This window comes from Pseudomonas sp. E1BtOHC1, assembly GCF_058744285.1.
In genome coordinates, this window is sequence record NZ_CP196023.1 from 4,226,923 (window position 1) to 4,244,840 (window position 17,918).

Genomic DNA, 17,918 nt, shown 5'->3' on the forward strand with positions numbered 1-17,918 from the left:
AAGGGACAAGATTTCTTCGTGCAGATGGGTCGCCACCAGGGAAAAACCATGAAATCCGACGACGATTTCCGGCTTGAAGCGTACAAGCTGCTACTTGAGCTGGATGCCGCAACGACGAGCATGATGATGCTGGTTTCCGCACGACAGGCCTGCGGGCCTGAGTGGGCGAACGCAACCCGCAGGCACCAACAGGCTTATGAGGCCTGGACGCTGTTTCTCGAAAGTCGGGCCTCGGAGCCCTGTTTGTAAGGGCCGGAACGGGGCCGCAGCCAATAGCGCTTCTATACGCGGATATAGGGTGTACTATCGAACTCTTCCCACCCACTATCAGCCCATCATGTCCACGCTAAGCGAAGAGAGCCGCCAGATCGTAGCTTCTCTGGCGCGAAGTGTTGGCCCTCAGGCTGACATTGCCAGCATCGCCCAGGCGATTGTCTCGACCTTGCAGGGTATGAGCAGCGCCCTTACGCCGATCATCGGCGAGCAGGGGCTTGCTGCTCTTTACTGCCGCAGTCTTCATCTGTGTACCTCGGCGCAACCGCGCCTGGCCGGCCTCTATGACGGGCTCCAGGGCGAGTTGAACCTGGCGGCCCTGAAGTCGGTACTCATTGAGCAAAGCCCGGCCGAGGCGCTGTTTTTCGGTGAAGTGATGCTCACCACCTTCTACGAATTGCTGACCACGCTGATTGGTCCCTCGCTCACTGCACGCTTGCTGAGTGGCGTGTGGGAGCCTTTCTTGAGCGATCCCCCCTCGCAGGAACATACGCCATGAGCAGCAAAGTCACGATCAACCGCTTGGCCACTGGCGTGCCAGGACTGGACGAGGTGCTGGGCGGAGGATTGCCGGAGTTTTCGTTCAACCTGATCGCCGGCCCGCCGGGCTGCGGCAAGACCACCTTGGCTCACCAGATGATGTTTGCCCTGGCGACGCCGGAGCGTCCGGCGCTGTTCTTTACGGTGCTCGGGGAGCCGCCGCTGAAGATGCTCCGGTATCAGCAACAGTTCGATTTTTTCGATAGCGCAGCGATCAACCAGTCGATTCACTACATCAACCTGGCCGACGACACCCAGGCCGGCGACCTCAATGAGGTGCTGCGGCGCATCGTCAGCGAGGTCCAGGCTCACTCGCCGGGGTTGGTGTTCGTCGATTCCTTCCGTTCGGTGGTGCTTGCAAGCCAGACCCAGGACAACCCCAACAATAATCTGCCGCTGTTCGTCCAGCAGTTGGGTATGTTGATGACCACGTGGCAGGCGACCACCTTCCTTATCGGTGAATACTTCAATGAAACCGACACCAACCCGGTGTTCACCGTTGCCGACGGCTTGATCTGGTTGCGCCAGAGCGTTCAGCGCAACTCCATGGTGCGCAAGATGGAAATCATGAAGATGCGCGGCCAGCCGACGCTGCCGGGGCTGCACACCTTTCGCATCGCCACCTCGGGAGTCCGGGTCTTTGCACCGGCGGCCACCAGCGTCGTTGAAACGCCACTGGAGTTCCCCATCAAACGCCTGAAGATGGGGGTTGCGCGCCTTGACGACATGCTCGGTGGCGGACTGCCGCAGGGCTATTCGCTGCTGGTTGCCGGGCCGTCGGGCTCGGGCAAGAGCATTCTGGCGGCCACCTTCCTCGCCGAAGGCGCGCGCAACGGTGAAACCGGCGTGATTGCGGTGTTCGAGCAACGGCCCAACCACTCACAAAACCCCACCCTGGCCGCCTTGATCCAGAGTGGCCAGGTTGGCCTGGTGGACAGCCGGGCCGCTGATTTGTCGATCGATGAAATAGTCCATCTACTGCTGACCGAGATCACCCGGATCAAGGCGACCCGGGTGGTGGTGGACTCACTGTCCGGTTTCGAACTGGCCCTGGCGCCGACCTTTCGCGAGGATTTTCGTGAGTCACTGGCTCGGATGGTCACCGCGCTGACCAGCGCCGGTATCACCGTGCTGATGACCTCGGAGTTGGAAGATCGCTATACCGACCTACGCTTCAGCCCCTACGGTACGGCGTTTCTCACCGATGCCATCATCGTCCAGCGCTACATCGAAGTGGAAAGCCGTTTGCAGCGCATCATGGCGGTGGTCAAGGTGCGGGCCAGCGCTCATTCGGATGAGCTGCGCCTGTACCGCATTGATGATGACGGCTTGCAGATCGGCGAAATGCTGCCTGATCAGGAAGGCCTGCTCGGCGGCCGTCCCACCCGCAAATACTTGGACAAAGGTGAGGTGTGAGTAAAAAAAATGGACGAGGTCAATGGCAAGACTGACCAGGCCGCCACGGCGGCACGCGAACTGTTCCTCCTCGGACAGAAGATCGTCCAGGCGCGCGCGGTACTGGCGTCGTTGCAAAATGAATTGGGTGAAGCCAACACCCGGCTCGTCGATAACCAGTACATCGAGCAGTTGATCGAGGCCAATCAGCAACTGGTGCAGGCAATCCTGCTGGCGCAATCCAACGCGCAGGAAGCCTTGCGTACCCAGCAAGAGCACCCGTTGAACCTGGAGATGCGCGAAGCCAATGAACAGTTGGTGATTGCAGCGCTCAGCGCGCAACACCTGCAGGCCACCGCCGAGCAACTGCTGGAGCAACAGCGGCACATCCTTGTGCTGGTGGCCCACGAACTGCGCCATCCGCTCACCCCCATCAGCATGATTGCCGGGCGCCTGGCCCGGGTCCCCAGTGAAGAACTGCCGCGAATGCAGGCATTGATCGAAGGCCAGGTGCAGCATATGTCGCGGCTTGTGGATGATCTGCTGGATGTCTCCCGGGTCAGCACCGGCAAGCTGCATCTGGATCGCCGTGTGGTGGACCTGAGGCAGGTTGTCGATGACGCCATCGAGACCTGTAGACCGGTGATGAATGCACGGCATCTGCACTTCAGTGCCCAGCGACCGGATGACCCGTTGCCGGTCGACGGTGATCCGGTGCGCCTCAAACAGATCCTCGGCAACCTGTTGGGCAACGCTGCCAAATACACCCCGGCAGAGGGGCAGGTGACGCTGACGGTCAGCACTCAGGGCGACGTCGTGCACATGACGGTTTGCGATAACGGTATTGGCATTTCTGCCAAAGCCCTGCCGTTTATCTTCGAACCCTTCATTCAGGACGCCCATGCGATCGGATTCAATGGCGCCGGCCTGGGTATCGGCCTGACGGTGGTGCGCGAACTGGTTGAAGCCCATGACGGAACGGTGACAGGCATGAGCGAAGGCAGTGGCAAAGGCAGTCGCTTCGTGGTGATTCTGCCCCTGGTGAGTGATTTAATTTCCCCCCCCAACCCGTTGTGATGATCCCCTGGGCCATCACCCTCAGGGCTGATCGCCTTGATCCAGAGCCTTGAAACCCCAAGTCGTCAATATATTGGCCTATTTTTGGCCGTGTAACTGAAAAAATAATAAATCGACGCAATATTGACGCAATGGCATTTTTATCCCAGTATCCCGGCCCTGAGCGCTTGATTCTATTGATGTTTTTTTGACGTCAGCGTTTCGAAAGTTCTGCCAAAAAGGCGGTTTAGCCTTTGAAAGAGAGCAAGTACCCAGGGAAATACTGGCCATAGGGGCTGATAGCCATGGCGTATTCAGTGGGTGTGCTAGCTTCAAACGGCGTAGCAGCGATATTTTTCTTCGGGATGATCTATGTCTACTGAACGGATACTGGTGACAGGGGGCGCGGGCTTTATCGGTTCCCACCTGGTCGATGCGCTATTGGCCAAAGGCTATGGGGTCCGGGTTCTGGATGACCTTTCTACCGGCAAGGTCAGCAATTTGCCGATGGACAATGCGGCGCTGGAGCTTGTGGTCGGCGATGTCGCCGAGGCCGCGACCCTGGCGGAAGCCATGCAGGGCTGTGGTGCGGTGGTGCATTTGGCAGCTGTTGCATCGGTCCAGGCTTCGGTCGAAGACCCGGTGCGTACTCACCAGAGCAACTTCATCGGCACACTGCGAGTGTGCGAGGCCATGGTCGCTGCCGGTATCCGCCGAGTCGTGTTTGCGTCCAGTGCGGCGGTTTATGGCAATAACGGGGAGGGCACCCCGATACACGAAGACACGCCCAAGTCTCCCCTTACGCCCTATGCGGCGGACAAGCTCGCCAGCGAGTACTACCTGGATTTCTACCGTCGTCAGCATGGCCTGGAGCCGGTCATCCTGCGCTTTTTCAATATCTTCGGCCCGCGCCAGGACCCATCGTCGCCGTACTCCGGCGTGATCAGCATCTTCAGCGAACGGGCCAAGAGCGCACGCCCCATCACCGTGTTCGGTGACGGCGGTCAAACCCGCGACTTTGTCTATGTCGAGGATCTGGTGAAGATCCTGGTCCAGGGCCTCGAACGCCCGACACCTGCAGTGGATGCCACCAACGTCGGCCTCAGTGGCGTGACTTCGCTCAACGACCTGATTGCCGCGCTGGAACAGATCAGCGGCCAACCACTGAATGTCAGCCATGGGGCGGCCCGTTCCGGCGATATCCGTCATTCGAAGGCCGACAACCGGCGTTTGCTGGAGCGCTTCGACCTGGGGACGCCAACCAGCCTGACCGAAGGCCTGGCCCGGCTCTACCGCAGTCTTTAGCTTCCTGGTCTTGCGGGGGCCCGCTTGAGGGCGCTTGAGAGTTTGATGTTGTGCGGATTGATCTACTTGAAGAGTGAGTTATGGACATGGAGTTTCGCCGGGGGAGTGTCTGCACAGTGGTACGGCGTCTGTTTACTGCATTAGCCTTGTGTGCCACGAATTCGCTGGTGCAGGCCGCACCGGCAGCTCCCGCCAGCGTCGGCTTCTGGTACGCCGAGCAACCGCCGCTGCCGGAGCTGGCGCAGTTCGAATGGGCGGTGGTCGAACCCGGCCATATGGCCCCCGGGGATGTCGCCACTTTGCGCAAGCTGGGCAGCCAGCCGTTCGCCTACCTGTCGGTGGGTGAGTTCGACGGTGACCGCGCTGCACTGGACAAGGAAGCCTTGAGCAAGGGGGCCAGCGCCACCCGCAACAAGGCGTGGAACAGCCAGGTGATGGATATCGCCACACCGGCCTGGCGCGAACACCTGTTCAAGCGTGCCAAGGCGTTGCAGGACCAGGGTTATGCCGGTCTGTTCCTCGACACCCTGGACAGTTTTCAGTTGCTCCCCGAAGCCAATCGCGAACCGCAACGCCAGGCTCTGGCCTCGTTCCTGCGGGAACTGCACAGCCGCCAGCCGAACCTCAAGCTGTTCTTCAACCGGGGGTTCGAGGTGTTGGGCGAGCTCGATGGTGTCGCCTCGGCCGTGGCCGTGGAATCGATCCACGCCGGCTGGGACGCCTCGGCCAAGCGTTATCGCCCGGTTTCCGAGTCCGATCGCAACTGGCTCGAAGGCGAGCTCAAGCCGCTGCGTGCGAAAAACATTCCGTTGGTGGCCATCGACTACTTGCCGCCCAACCGTCGTGAAGAGGCGCGCAAGCTGGTGCGCCAATTGAGTCAGGAAGGCTTTATCCCGGTGGTCACCACCCCGGACCTCAATGCCATCAGCATGAGCACCGTGGAAGTGCAGCCGCGCCGCATCGCCATGCTCTACGACCCGCGTGAGGGCGAACTCTACGATCACGCCGGACACCGGATGCTGGGCGGCCTGCTGGAATACCTGGGTTATCGGGTCGACTACCTGCCGGCCGATGACAGTCTGCCGTCCTACAGCTTCGCCGGCCTCTACGCCGGGGTGGTGCTGTGGATGACCAGCGGCCCGCCCCAGGACAGTCGTGCCTTTAATAGCTGGCTTGGCCAGCGCCTGGACGAACAGGTGCCGCTGGCCATCATGGCCGGGCTGCCGATCGAGGATCGCGCATTACTCAAGCGCCTGGGGTTGAACCTCGCGGCGCCGGGGGCCCGTGGAGCACTGCACGTGCTGAGCCAGGACAAGTCGCTGATCGGTGGCTTCGAAGCACCGGTGGTGGCCCGTACCCGTGAATTGACCCGAGTGACGCTGCTGCCCGATGGGCCGAAACCGGCGCTGTTGCTGGGGGATGACAAGGGCGGCAAGTACGCCCCCGTGGCCATCGGCAGCTGGGGCGGCATGGCCCTGGCACCTTATGTGGTGGAGGCCAACGTCGAGCGCAGCCGCTGGATTCTCGACCCCTTCGCCTTTATCCAGAAGGCCCTGCGTCTGCCGGCGCAACCGCGCCCGGACACCACCACCGAGAACGGCCGGCGGATCGCCACCGTGCATATCGACGGCGATGGCTTTCCCTCCCATGCCGAAGTGCGCGGCACCCCGTATTCCGGGCGCCAGGTGCTGGATGACTACATTCGTCCCAACCCGTACCTGACCTCGGTGTCGATCATCGAAGGGGAAATCGGCCCCAAGGGCATGTCGCCGTTCCTCGCCAGGGAACTGGAGCCGATCGCCCAGGAGATCTTTGCCGACCCCAAGGTCGAGGTGGCCACCCACACTTACAGTCACCCGTTCTACATGCAGCCGGAGAAGGCCAAGAAGGACGAGGATTTCCACGCCGAATACGGTCTGCGCCTGAATATCCCGGGGTACAAGAACCTGGATTACAAGCGCGAGATCCTTGGCTCGCGGGACTACATCAATAGCCGCCTGACCACCGCACAAAAACCGGTAAAGCTGGTCTTCTGGCCGGGGGATGCGCTGCCCAGCGCCGAGACCATCAAGCTGGCCTACGACGCCGGACTGAAAAACGTCAACGGCGGGCAGACCATCCTGACCAAGGCCAATTCGTCGCTGACCGGCCTGTACCCCTTGTTGCGTCCCACCGAAGGCGGCTTGCAGTACTACGCACCGGTGATCAACGAGAACATGTACACCAACCTCTGGAAAGGTCCGTATTACGGCTTTCGCGATGTGATCGACACCTTCGAGCTGACCGACAGCCCACGGCGCCTGCGGGGCATTCACCTGTACTACCACTTCTATTCGGGGACCAAACAGGCGTCGATCAAGGCCATGACCGACATTTACCAGTTCATGCGTGGCCAGCAGCCCATGTCCTTGTGGATGAGCGACTACCTCGATCGGGTCCATGGTTTGTACCAGGCCAGCCTGGCCCGCACCGTCAACGGTGACTGGCAGGTTCGCGGCATGGACGGCTTGCGCACCCTGCGCCTGGACCCGGCGCTGGGCTGGCCGGACCTTGGCCGTTCCCAGGGCGTAGCGGGGGTCCGCGATCTGCCTCAGGGGCGTTATGTGGCCTTGAGCCGCGAGCATGCGCTGCTGGCCCTGCGCCCTGAGCGTGATCCACGTCCGGCACTGGAGCTGGCGAACATTCCCCTGCGGGACTGGCGTTATGTGAGCGACCGACAGGTGACGTTCTCTTTTGCCGGTCAATTCAACCTGGAGTTTTCGGTGCGCTCGGCCAGCGCCTGTCGGGTCGAGGTCCAGGGCCAACGTTATGCCGGCAAGTCCGAGCAGGGCCTGTGGCATTTCCAACTTCCCATGAAGCAGGTGAGTGATGCCCAACTCTTCTGCAACTAAGGCCCCACGCGCGCGGCTGCTCAATCCCTGGGCATTGCTGCTGGTGGCGATTGTCGTCGGCGTGCTGCTGTGGGCGACCTATCGCAACGAAGATGCGTTCCGTCCCAAGGGCGGCCAACCGGACGAAGTGTCCGCCAGCTATGCCGAGGTGCTGCTGGCGGCCCACCCGGACAACAACGAGTTGCGCACCCAGTTGCTCGACCTGCTGATTCAGCTGGGCGATTACTCGAGAGCGGAAAAACACCTGGCGCAGTGGCCACAGCCCGATCCTGCGCTGAAGGCCTACTACCGCTTGCAGCTCGATGCCCTGGCATTGAACAACAGCACCGACAGCGCAGCGTTGCAGGCCCTGGCCGAGCGCTTCAAGGCCTTTGACTACAAGACACTGCCCAGCCCGCAGCTCGAGCGCCTGGCGACGCTGGCCCTGAGTGCCCAGGCCCCGGGACTGGCAGCGGATGTCTATACCGAACTGGCGCGCCGCGATCCCAAGCAGCGCGATCAATGGCTGCCCGAGGCGGCGAAGTGGTACCAGGCCAGCGAGCAACCCGGGCGCGCCGCCGATCTCTATGTGCAATTGCTCGACGCCAGCCAGACGCCGGAAGCCCGTCGCCCGCTGCTTGAGCAAGCCTTCAAGACCCTGGTGGCCGCGGATCGCGGCGACGAGGCCGCCGAGCTGCTGGCCCGGGAGTTGGCTGCCCAGCCGGGGGAACTGGACCCGGCACTGCTTGACCAGGGCGTCGATGTGGCGGTAGCGCACAACCGCCCGGACCTGGCCGAACAATTCTTTAGCGCCTGGCGCAAATTGCAGCCCGACAGCCCGGAAATCCTGGCCAAGGAATTCAAGCAGCGCCTGGCCTTCGGCGACCTCGAAGGTGCGCATGCAGTGGGCACGCAACTGCTTGAACTGCATCCGGATGATCCAGTGCTGCTGGAGCAGATGGCCCATCTTGCCGAATGGCAGGGCGACTCGGCCTCGGCGCTGGGCTACTGGATCAGCCTGAGCAAGCTGCGTCACAACCCGGCCGAGTTCGAGCACACCTGGCGCCTGGCGATGCAGACCTACGATTTCGACCGGGGCATTCCGCTGTTGGCGGGGATCATGGAGACCCGGGCCCTGAGCAATATCGAGCTCGATGCCCTGGTGTACGCCGAAGAATCCCGAGGCACGCCCGAGCAGGGGGAAAAGTGGCTGCGCCGCTATGTCGCCAAATACCCGAAACACCGTCTGGCCTGGGTCCGCCTGTTGCAGAACCTGGAAAACACCGAGCAGTACCCGGAGCGGCTGGTGGTCTGGAAGCGCTTCTCCGGCCTTTATCCGTTGACCAGCACCGAGCGGGTGGACTGGGCCAACAACCACCTCAAGCTGTTTGACAGCCAGTCGGCCTGGAAGGTGATCACCGCAGTCGACGGCAACAAGATCGACGACCTCAACTACTGGCAGTCCCGTGCCGCCCTGGCCTGGGACCTGGAGTTGGACGATGAACTGCAACTGGCACTGGAGAAGATGCTGGCCATCAAGGGCTCGCTCAATAGCGGTGACGAGAGTGAATTGATCGCTCTATATCGCGTCCGCGATCCGCGCAAGGCCTTGCAGTTGACCGTCGACAGCTGGCGCCGGGAGCACAATCCGCAGCGCCTGATTGCGGCCCTGCAATTGGCCCAGGAGCTTCAGGACTGGCCACTGGTGGTCGACCTGCTCAAGGAAGCCGATCAGTACCCGGATGCCTCCGACCGCTCCCAGGTCCTGGCCGCCCGCGGTGCACTGGCGGTGCAGCAGGGCCACACCGACGAGGCCCTGCGCCTGTATCGCCTGGGCTTGAGCCGCTTCCCGGATGACAACACCTTCCGCGAACGCCTGATGTGGCTGTATGTCGACCTGGGTCGCACCGGCGAGCTTAAGCCGCTGTTGCAGCAATGGCGCTCCCTGGCCCGTGGTGACAGCACCCTGTGGCTGCCGTTTGCCGCGGCCAGTCAGTTGCTCGGGCGCAATACCGAGGCCCTGGCCTGGTACCGCCTCTACCTGCAGGCCAACCCTCAGGACTGGATGGTCCAGGCAGCCTACGCCGATGCCCTGGAAGGCGCAGGTTATGCCGATTCGGCCCAGCGCTTGCGGCTCAAGCTCAATCGCGAAGTGACGCCTGAACAGATCCGCGCCACGCCCCAGGGCTATGCGACCTGGCTGCGCCTGGTGGCCAGCAGCTACTCGTCGCGCAAGGCGCAGAACAAGGCGATGCAATGGCAGGACGGCTCCAAGCCGATGCTGCAGCTGTGGTTCGACCAGATGCTGGCACGCCTGGACGACATCAATCAGTCGGCGCAGAAGGATGAATGGCTGGCCTGGGCTCGCGCCCGCGGCCTGAAAATCAGTCGCTACGAGCAGATCCAGGAAGCCCTGCGCGGCAACAACCGCCAGGCCCTGGAACGACTGGTGGCCAGCGGCGATCTGGACCCGGCGCAGCAGGCCGAGGCCCTGAACAGCCTGGGGCGCAGCGGCGAAGCACTGGCCGTGGACCTGTCGGCGCTGGGCGAGGACCAGCCAGCGGCGCTCCGTGAGCAATTGCGGCGCCAGGCCATCGAGCTGACCGAGCGTACGCCCCAGGGTGTGCAAATCGCCTGGGACCGCCAGGACTACGGCGGACTGGTGTTCAACGGCCCACGCCTCACCGCGGCGCGTTACTTGAACGACAACTGGTACGCCAAGCTGGTACTGGAGCAGGGCCGATACAGTGGCGATGTCCTCGATGAATCGCGCCTGGGCAATGAGACCAACACCGAATTGACCTTGCAGCGGCAACTGGAGAACGGCAACTACAAGCTGATCTTCGACAGCAGCCTGCGCAAGGACGATGACCGCAACGGCCTGGGCGCCAGCCGCACCTGGCAGGTGGACAGCGGCAACGAACTGGACGTCGGCGCCGACTGGCATCGCAAGAACGAGGACAGCGGATACATGCGCACCTTCGGCCGACAGGATGATGTCTGGGTCGGCGGCCGGCATCGCTATTCGGCCCGTGACCAGTTGTCCTGGAGCCTGGCCCAGCGCTGGTTCTCGACCCGCAGTGGCGACGACCTGGGCAGTGGCCAGGCGTTGAAGATCGAGTTCGACCACACCTTGCAGTTCGAGGGGCCGAACTGGGAATTGCGCAGCGGTATCGACTACCAGCAAAACAGCCTGAACAACCGCTCGCTGCCCAACCTGGCCAATACCCTGGGCGGAGGCATCGACCTGATCGGGGCCGAACTCGACAATCCGAACCAGATCAACAGCCAGACCCTGCTGCAGAAACGCTACGGCCAACTGTTCTTTGGCAGTTCGTGGCGCCGCGGCTTCCCGGGGGCACTGAACCGCACACGTGGGCAGTACACCTGGCTGGTGGACGTCAGCTCCGGCTGGCAGTGGACCGACAACACCATCAACTACGCCATCAGTACCGGTATCGGCACCGAGGTCATAGGGGATGACGAATTGGCAGTGACCTTCGGCTACCAGTCGGCGCCTCAAGGCGGAACTGGCCAGTCCGGCGGCACCGCAGGTGTCAGCTACAGCGTGCGTTTCGGACGCTGATCATGGAATTAAAAGAGGAGTGAACCTTATGCAATCCATTCGTTGCGTGAGTCTGGCGATGGCCGCTTTGCTGATGGCCGGCTGCACGAGCTTTACCGGTCAAGACAGCCCTGAGCTGTCGAAGAGTGCGCGTTGGGGCGTGCTGCCGCTGGTCAACTATTCCCAGACGCCCCAGGCCGGGGAGCGCAGTGAGCAGATTCTGTTGAGTGTGCTGAGCAGCCGCGGCCTGCAACCCCAGGTCTATAGCGGCGCGCCGGGGCAGGGCGAGCAGGCCCTGCTCGACGACAACGAGCGTCTGGCCGGCGCCATGGATTGGGCCCGTGAGCAGAAGCTCGACTATGTGGTGTCCGGCAGCGTTGAAGAGTGGCAGTACAAGAATGGCCTGGATGGCGAGCCGGCGGTGGGCATCAGCCTGCGGGTGGTCGAGGCGGGCACCGGCAAAGTGCTCTGGAGCAATAGCGGCGCCCGCGCCGGTTGGTCCCGCGAAAGCCTGGCTGGCGCCGCGCAGAAGGTGCTCGACAAGCTTGTCGGTGGCCTTAGGATCGAGTAACTGTCATGAGCTCTCCACACATGGACTACGCGCTGGCGCCCCGCGCCAGCGGTCCGGCGTCATGGCTGGAAACATTCCTGGTGACGGCTCTAGTCATCGGCGTGGGACTGTGGCTGGCGCCACAGGACCCTTTGCAAGTGCAGGGCGAGTTTCCCTGGTCAGTGCTGGCGCCGTTGTTGCTGGGCGTGCGCTACGGGTTTGTCCGCGGCCTGATCAGCGCCAGCCTGCTGGTGGCGGCATTCTTCATTCTGCGTCAGTCGGGGCTGGCGGGTTACGCGCAGATCGCGCCGTCCTACATTGTCGGCGTGCTGGTCTGCGGCATGCTCGTCGGCGAGGTGCGCGACCTGTGGGAGCGACGACTGTTGCGCTTGCAGATGGCCAACGAGTATCGCCAGTACCGGCTCGACGATTTCACCCGGGCGCACCAGATCCTGCGGGTGTCCCATGATCGCCTGGAGCAGCGCCTGGCCGGCAGCGACCAGAGCCTGCGCAGTTCGTTGCTGGGCCTGCGCGAGCGCCTGCGTGCGGTGCCCAATGGCGATGATTCGCTGACCCTGCTGGCCGAGCCGGTGCTGACCCTGCTGGGCCAGTACGGCTCGTTGCGAGTGGCCGGGCTGTACCGTGTGGAGCAGGCCGGCAGCGCGCCACCCACCCTGACCTTGCTGGCCTCCACCGGGACCATGGGCCCCCTGGACAACAAGGACCTGCTGGTGCGCTTGTGCCTGGAGCGTGAAGAGCTGGTGAGTGTGCGTGAAGAACTGCTCGACAGCGGCGGACAGGCTTCGGTGTCGTCGCTGCAGGCCTGTATTCCCTTGGTGGACACCCAGGGGCGGGTGCTGGCGATCCTCGCGGTGCGGCAGATGCCGTTCTTTGCCTTCCAGGAGCGCACCCTCAGCCTGCTGGCGCTGCTGGCGGGGCATATCGCCGACCTGCTGCACCCTGACTCACAGGTGCTGCAGCTGGAAAACGCCGATGCCCAGCACTTCACCCGCCAGCTCAAGCGTTCGCTGGTGGACGTCGAGCAACACGGCCTGTCCGGATGCCTCTATGCCTTTGAACTGACCCAGCCCAACGATGAACTGGCGCGGCTGTTCGAACGCAGCCAGCGCGGACTGGACCTGCACCTGAGCCTTGTCAACAGTCGCGGGCACGGGCTGTTGCTGGTGCTGTTGCCTCTGACCAGTGCCGAAGGGGCCCAAGGCTACCTGACGCGCCTGGGCAAGCTGGTTCACGAGCACTTCGGCATGAGCGTGGACCTGGCCGGCCTGGGGGTCACGGTGCTGCCTTACGACCTGGAGTCGGCCCGGCAACGCGATGGGCTGCGTAACTTTCTGTACAACGAGTGTGGCCTGAATGATCAGCAAGTGGCTGTTTAGCGGAGCGCTGTTTTTCGAGGTGGGGAGCTGGGCCAGCCTGACGGCGCAGTTGCCCGACCTGCAGACCGCGCTGCTGTATGCAATGTCCCACGGTATCGCCTGCGGCCTGCTGACGGCGGCGGTGTGGCTGCTGTTGCCGGCGCGCTATCGCCGGCCGCTGCCCTGGAGCCCGCTGTTCATTTTCAGCCTGGCGTTCTTTGTGCCGCTGCTGGGTTCGGTCGGGGTGATTGCCGCGATCTTTCCGGCGCTGTACCTGCCGCGCAAGCGCGAGACGCAGATGTGGCAGGCGGTTGGCATTCCTGACCTGCCGTTTCGCGCACAGTCCCATCTGCATTCGCCGACCTTCGGCGACAGCGGCTTGCAGGACGTGCTGCGCCACGCTCCGGACCCCGACCAGCGCCTGGCGGCGCTGCTCGCCACCCGCAAGATGCCGGGCAAGGAAGCGGTGCCGATCCTCAAGCTGGCCCTGGGCGATCCCAGCGACGATGTGCGCCTGCTGGCGTATTCGATGCTCGACAAGCAGGAAACCGACATCAACCAGCGCATCCAGACGTCCCTCGAACAGTTGCCCGGTGCCGCGCCCAAGAAGGCCGGCGCCTTGCATGCCACCCTGGCGCGCTGGTACTGGGAACTGGCCTACCTGGGCCTGGCCCAGGGCAGCGTTCAGCAGCACGTGCTGGGGCAAGCCGGCGAGCATGCCGAGCTGGCGCTGGAGGCGGGAGAGGGCGGCGAGTTGCTGTTGCTGGCCGGGCGTATTGCCCTTGAGCGTGGCGACATCGGCAAAGCGCGACTGCATATGCACCAGGCCCAGGAAGCGGGCATGGACCCGGCCAAGGTCTTGCCGTTCCGTGCCGAAATCGCCTTTGAAACCGGAAACTATTCAGAGATTCCCGCGCTGTTGAAAAGCTTGCCGCCGCAGATGCAACAACGTCCGCCCTTTGCCGGGCTGGTAAGGACCTGGACATGAAAACCGCCGTCAACCCAACGCCCATTGCCGATGTCTGCCTGCTGCTCGAGGGCACCTGGCCTTATGTGCGCGGCGGTGTGTCCAGCTGGATTCACCAGATGATCCTCGGACTGCCGCAACTGACCTTTTCCGTACTGTTCATTGGTGGCCAGCGCGAAGCCTACGGTCAGCGCCGCTATGAGATTCCAGTCAACGTGGTGCACATCGAAGAAGTGTATCTGGAGGAGGCCTGGCGCAATCCCAAGCACAAGCGAGTCGCCCACACCGCGTCCCTGGACGAGTTGAGCAACCTGTACCGTTACCTGCACAACCCGGAGAAGCCGGCCGCCGAACTGGGCATTGGCGTGCTCGATTCCCTGGCCCAGGCGCGTATCACCCTGGATGACGTGCTCTACAGTCGCCCCAGTTGGGAGGCACTGACCGAAGGTTACGAACAGCACTGTGCCGATCCGTCCTTCGTCAACTATTTCTGGACCCTGCGCACCATGCAGTCGCCGTTGCTGATGTTGGCCGATGCCGCGCGGCGCATGCCGCGGGCTCGGGTCCTGCACTCGATTTCAACCGGTTATGCCGGGCTGGTGGGCTGCATTCTCAAGCAACTGTGGGGCTGCCAGTTGCTGCTCAGCGAACATGGGATCTACACCAAGGAGCGCAAGATCGACCTGGCTCAGGCCAGCTGGATCGCCGAAAGCAGCAACCAGGCGCTCAACGACAGCATGGACACCGGCTCGGGGTACATCCGCATACTCTGGGTGCGCTTCTTCGAGCGCATCGGTCATCTGGTCTATGAAAGCGCCGACCAGATCATCGCCCTGTACGACGGCAACCGTCAGCGCCAGATCAAGGACGGTGCTCCGGCCGAGCGCACCCAGGTGATTCCCAACGGCATCGACCTGGACGTCTGGACCCAGGCCCTGGAGTCCCGGGCCGATGGCATCGCCCCGGTGGTCGGGCTGATCGGCCGGGTAGTGCCGATCAAGGACGTGAAGACCTTCCTGCGGGCCATGCGCGGGGTGGTCAGTGTCATGCCCGAGGTCGAAGGCTGGATCGTCGGGCCGGAAGAGGAAGACCCCGAATACGTCGCCGAGTGTCGCAGCCTGGTGGCCAGTCTCGGGCTGGAGCAAAAGGTGTTGTTCCTCGGGTTCCAGAAGATCCAGGACATCCTGCCGCAACTGGGCCTGATGGTGCTGACCTCCATCAGCGAGGCCCAGCCCCTGGTGATTCTCGAAGCCTGGGCCGCCGGTACGCCGGTGGTGAGCAGCGACGTGGGCTCCTGCCGTGAGCTGATCGAGGGCGGCGAGGCGGCCGACCGCGATCTGGGGCTGGCCGGGGAGGTGGTGGCAATCGCCGATCCCCAGGCCACGTCCCAGGCGATCATCGACCTGCTGCGCAGCCCCGAACGCTGGAAGTCCGCCCAGGCCGCCGGCTTGTTGCGGGTTCACCGTTACTACAGCGAAACCCTGATGATCGAGCGCTATCGCGCGCTGTATCAAACGGCCATGGGCACCGCACACAAGGAGGCTGTGTAAATGGCCGGCATTGGTTTCGAACTGCGCAAGATTCTCTCGCGCGACTCCTACACGGCGACGCTGCACGCCTACGTCTATGCCGGCCTGATCAGTTCCGGGCCCTGGGTGCTGTCGATTCTCAGCGTGATGCTGGTGGGGGTCATCAGCCTGGGGTTGGTGGTGCCGGAGGTGCTGATCCGCCAGTTCCTGATCACCGTGACCTACCTGATGGCCACGTCGCTGATCCTCACCGGCGGTTTGCAGCTGTTCTTCACCCGTTTTGTCTCCGACCGCCTGTTCGAGCGCAAGTACGAGCAGATCCTGCCGAACCTGGTGGGTGTGCTGCTGCTGGTGACCCTGGGCTCCGGGGTGCTGGGCATTCTCCTGTTGACCAGCTTGTTCGACCAGCCGCTGATCTACCGCCTGCTGACCCTGGCCAACTTCGTGGTGCTGTGCAACTTGTGGCTGGTGATCATCTTCCTCTCGGGGATGAAGGCCTATAACCGCATCCTGCTGGTGATGCTGGTGGGCTATGGACTGATGGTCGGCAGCGCTTTCTTCCTCCGGCACATGGGCATGGAAGGCCTGTTGCTGGCGTTGCTGCTGGGGCACAGCTCACTGTTGTTCCTGTTTCTCTACGACATCCTGCGCGAGTACCGGGCCGAAAAGCTGGTGGCCTTCGACTTCCTCGACCGCCGTCAGGTGTTCCTCAGCCTGCTGTTGACCGGGTTTTGCTACAACCTGGGCATCTGGATCGACAAGTTCATCTTCTGGTTCAACCCGGACACCTCGAGCCAGGTGATCGGGCCGATGCGTGCCTCGATTCTGTACGACTTGCCGATCTTCCTCGCCTACCTGGCGATCATTCCCGGCATGGCGGTGTTTCTGGTCAGGATCGAAACCGACTTCGCCGAGTGGTACGACCGGCTGTTCCGCGCGGTGCGCGATGGCGAGACCCTGCAGCATATCGGCTCGCTGAAAGCCGAGATGACCTTCTCGATCCGCCAGGGCCTGCTGGAAATCTGCAAGGTCCAGGGGCTGACGGTGGTACTGCTGTTTCTCTTCGGCCCGCGCCTGCTGGAGTGGCTGGGAATGTCCAGCTACTACCTGCCGCTGTTCTACATCGACCTGATCGGAGTGAGCATCCAGGTGGTGTTCATGGCGATCCTCAACGTGTTTTTCTACCTCGACAAACGAGCGATCGTGCTGGAGCTGTGCCTGTTCTTCGTTGCTCTCAACGCTGCGTTGACCCTGCTGAGCCTGCACCTGGGGCCGAGTTATTTCGGTTATGGCTTTACCCTGTCGCTGCTGATCTGCGTATTGCTGGGGCTGGCGCGGTTGTCGACGGCGCTGGATGACCTGGAGTACGAGACCTTCATGCTCTCGCGTTGAGGCGTGCACGATCACCCATCCAGGCTCGCGTTCATGACGCCAGCGCAAGCCTGGTACTGGGCCGAGGTGCTGCTGTGCACTGCGCGAACAGATCCTTGGCGCGGGGTGCTGATGGACCTGCGCCGGGGCAACGGGTCACGGCTGCTTCAGGTAAGCGTCTTTTATTCGCTCCAGCGTGCCGTCCTTGCGCAGCGTCTCGACTGCCGCCCTCAAGTGGCGCACGAACACCGCGTTGCACTGTTTGGAGCAGGCCAGATACAGATCGGTCTTCATCAAGGACGGACTGACCTGCAACGTCCTGTTTGACACGTTGCGCCAGATAGCTTGCGTTTCAGGAATGCCATTGAACCAGGCATCGACGCGCCCCATCAGCAGCAATTGCGCCGGATTCTCACCAATCTCAAACGGATAAATCTGGGTATCGCTAAAACCCTCTGCCCGCAGTTTTTGCTCTTGGGCGCTGCCGCGGCCAACGGCGATACGGGCAAAGGTTTCCCGCGCTTGCTGCATGCTCTGGACGCGTTTATCGAGGCTGAAAAACGCTCTGTCCATGGTCATGATGGGCGCGATCCAGGTGTAATCAGCCTCTCTTTCTGGCGTGCGCGACAGGGGAATGATCAGCTTGTCGACGCCTTTGCGCACGTTTTGCTGGGCTCGGGCCCAAGGCGCTTCTATGAAGTGCAGGGTATAACCGGCGCGGGTCGCCGCTTCCAGCGTCGCGTCGCCGACGATGCCATGCAGGCCGGCCTGGTCCAGCATCGATAAAGGCGGCGCGTCGACGACGTACAGGTCGAGGCTAGGGGACTCTGCGCCAGACCCTGAAGGCACCCAGACCATCAGAGCGAGCAGCGTCGTCAGGATCAGCGCCCCCCGCTGGCGCAACGTTTGACTCACATGAGTCATGGCAGTAACTCAACAAACAGTGGCATTTCATGCTCTCGGATTAACGCTGCGTATTCGACACGTACAGAGACCGACCCGCAACGACCTGCAAAACGTGCCGCCAAGATTAGAGGGTTATGCGCAGAGATGGATGGGTTTGACGGATTTTTTTGACCTCTGATAGCCATCACGGTTCAGGGCTCGCGCAACCGGTGAGG

The 17,918-nt window shown here is 62.6% G+C and carries 13 protein-coding genes; 12 read left to right on the top strand and 1 reads right to left on the bottom strand.

Translation table 11 applies throughout. The features are described from left to right. Positions 1-48 precede the first annotated feature (48 nt). The 12 genes from ACSSVC_RS19105 to pelG all read left to right on the top strand — a co-directional run bounded on the left by ACSSVC_RS19105 (position 49) and on the right by pelG (position 16,818). A complete protein-coding gene (locus ACSSVC_RS19105; protein WP_232642140.1) occupies positions 49-249 on the top strand; it encodes a hypothetical protein in 201 nt (66 codons plus the stop codon). Positions 250-337: 88 nt separating this feature from the next. After that, a complete protein-coding gene (locus tag ACSSVC_RS19110; protein ID WP_404936822.1) occupies positions 338-772 on the top strand; it encodes a hypothetical protein in 435 nt (144 codons plus the stop codon). After that, entirely contained in the window at positions 769-2,229 is a 1,461-nt protein-coding gene (locus ACSSVC_RS19115; protein ID WP_346632973.1) for an ATPase domain-containing protein, read from the top strand. Before ACSSVC_RS19110 ends, ACSSVC_RS19115 begins: the two co-directional genes overlap by 4 nt. Positions 2,230-2,238: 9 nt before the next feature. Beyond that, a complete protein-coding gene (locus ACSSVC_RS19120) occupies positions 2,239-3,285 on the top strand; it encodes a sensor histidine kinase (RefSeq protein ID WP_492611182.1) in 1,047 nt (348 codons plus the stop codon). A 351-nt stretch (positions 3,286-3,636) separates the two neighbouring features. Further along, entirely contained in the window at positions 3,637-4,569 is a 933-nt protein-coding gene (locus tag ACSSVC_RS19125; RefSeq protein WP_346632975.1) for an NAD-dependent epimerase/dehydratase family protein, read from the top strand. 80 nt (positions 4,570-4,649) lie between these two features. Next, a complete protein-coding gene (locus ACSSVC_RS19130) occupies positions 4,650-7,460 on the top strand; it encodes a bifunctional glycoside hydrolase/polysaccharide deacetylase family protein (protein WP_492611183.1) in 2,811 nt (936 codons plus the stop codon). Further along, positions 7,438-11,025, top strand: coding sequence for a tetratricopeptide repeat protein (locus ACSSVC_RS19135; RefSeq protein ID WP_492611184.1), 3,588 nt, complete (start codon positions 7,438-7,440; stop codon positions 11,023-11,025). The genes ACSSVC_RS19130 and ACSSVC_RS19135 overlap by 23 nt, the downstream gene beginning before the upstream one ends. A gap of 28 nt (positions 11,026-11,053) precedes the next feature. Beyond that, positions 11,054-11,575, top strand: coding sequence for a penicillin-binding protein activator LpoB (locus tag ACSSVC_RS19140; RefSeq protein ID WP_102865063.1), 522 nt, complete (start codon positions 11,054-11,056; stop codon positions 11,573-11,575). 5 nt (positions 11,576-11,580) lie between these two features. Further along, positions 11,581-12,951 (top strand): PelD GGDEF domain-containing protein, encoded by a 1,371-nt coding sequence (locus tag ACSSVC_RS19145; RefSeq protein WP_346632978.1) that lies wholly within the window; start codon positions 11,581-11,583, stop codon positions 12,949-12,951. Beyond that, the gene (locus ACSSVC_RS19150) at positions 12,929-13,918 is read left to right on the top strand and encodes a HEAT repeat domain-containing protein (protein WP_346632979.1); all 990 of its coding nucleotides are present in this window, start codon (positions 12,929-12,931) and stop codon (positions 13,916-13,918) included. Before ACSSVC_RS19145 ends, ACSSVC_RS19150 begins: the two co-directional genes overlap by 23 nt. Beyond that, the gene (pelF, locus tag ACSSVC_RS19155) at positions 13,915-15,447 is read left to right on the top strand and encodes a GT4 family glycosyltransferase PelF (protein ID WP_346632980.1); all 1,533 of its coding nucleotides are present in this window, start codon (positions 13,915-13,917) and stop codon (positions 15,445-15,447) included. The genes ACSSVC_RS19150 and pelF overlap by 4 nt, the downstream gene beginning before the upstream one ends. Then, complete coding sequence (pelG, locus tag ACSSVC_RS19160; RefSeq protein WP_346632981.1) at positions 15,448-16,818, top strand: exopolysaccharide Pel transporter PelG; 1,371 nt, start codon at positions 15,448-15,450, stop codon at positions 16,816-16,818. Between the two features lie 135 nt (positions 16,819-16,953). On the opposite strand, the gene ACSSVC_RS19165 is transcribed toward pelG, so the two are convergent. Further along, positions 16,954-17,721, bottom strand: a complete 768-nt coding sequence (locus ACSSVC_RS19165) for a substrate-binding periplasmic protein (RefSeq protein WP_492611185.1) — start codon at positions 17,719-17,721, stop codon at positions 16,954-16,956. Between the last annotated feature and the right edge of the window lie 197 nt (positions 17,722-17,918).

Coding starts and splice junctions, on each gene's coding strand:
- ACSSVC_RS19105 (WP_232642140.1), top strand. CDS start 49: ATGAAATCCGACGACGATTTCCGGCTTGAAGCGTACAAGCTGCTACTT.
- ACSSVC_RS19110 (WP_404936822.1), top strand. CDS start 338: ATGTCCACGCTAAGCGAAGAGAGCCGCCAGATCGTAGCTTCTCTGGCG.
- ACSSVC_RS19115 (WP_346632973.1), top strand. CDS start 769: ATGAGCAGCAAAGTCACGATCAACCGCTTGGCCACTGGCGTGCCAGGA.
- ACSSVC_RS19120 (WP_492611182.1), top strand. CDS start 2,239: ATGGACGAGGTCAATGGCAAGACTGACCAGGCCGCCACGGCGGCACGC.
- ACSSVC_RS19125 (WP_346632975.1), top strand. CDS start 3,637: ATGTCTACTGAACGGATACTGGTGACAGGGGGCGCGGGCTTTATCGGT.
- ACSSVC_RS19130 (WP_492611183.1), top strand. CDS start 4,650: ATGGACATGGAGTTTCGCCGGGGGAGTGTCTGCACAGTGGTACGGCGT.
- ACSSVC_RS19135 (WP_492611184.1), top strand. CDS start 7,438: ATGCCCAACTCTTCTGCAACTAAGGCCCCACGCGCGCGGCTGCTCAAT.
- ACSSVC_RS19140 (WP_102865063.1), top strand. CDS start 11,054: ATGCAATCCATTCGTTGCGTGAGTCTGGCGATGGCCGCTTTGCTGATG.
- ACSSVC_RS19145 (WP_346632978.1), top strand. CDS start 11,581: ATGAGCTCTCCACACATGGACTACGCGCTGGCGCCCCGCGCCAGCGGT.
- ACSSVC_RS19150 (WP_346632979.1), top strand. CDS start 12,929: ATGATCAGCAAGTGGCTGTTTAGCGGAGCGCTGTTTTTCGAGGTGGGG.
- pelF (WP_346632980.1), top strand. CDS start 13,915: ATGAAAACCGCCGTCAACCCAACGCCCATTGCCGATGTCTGCCTGCTG.
- pelG (WP_346632981.1), top strand. CDS start 15,448: ATGGCCGGCATTGGTTTCGAACTGCGCAAGATTCTCTCGCGCGACTCC.
- ACSSVC_RS19165 (WP_492611185.1), bottom strand. CDS start 17,721: ATGACTCATGTGAGTCAAACGTTGCGCCAGCGGGGGGCGCTGATCCTG.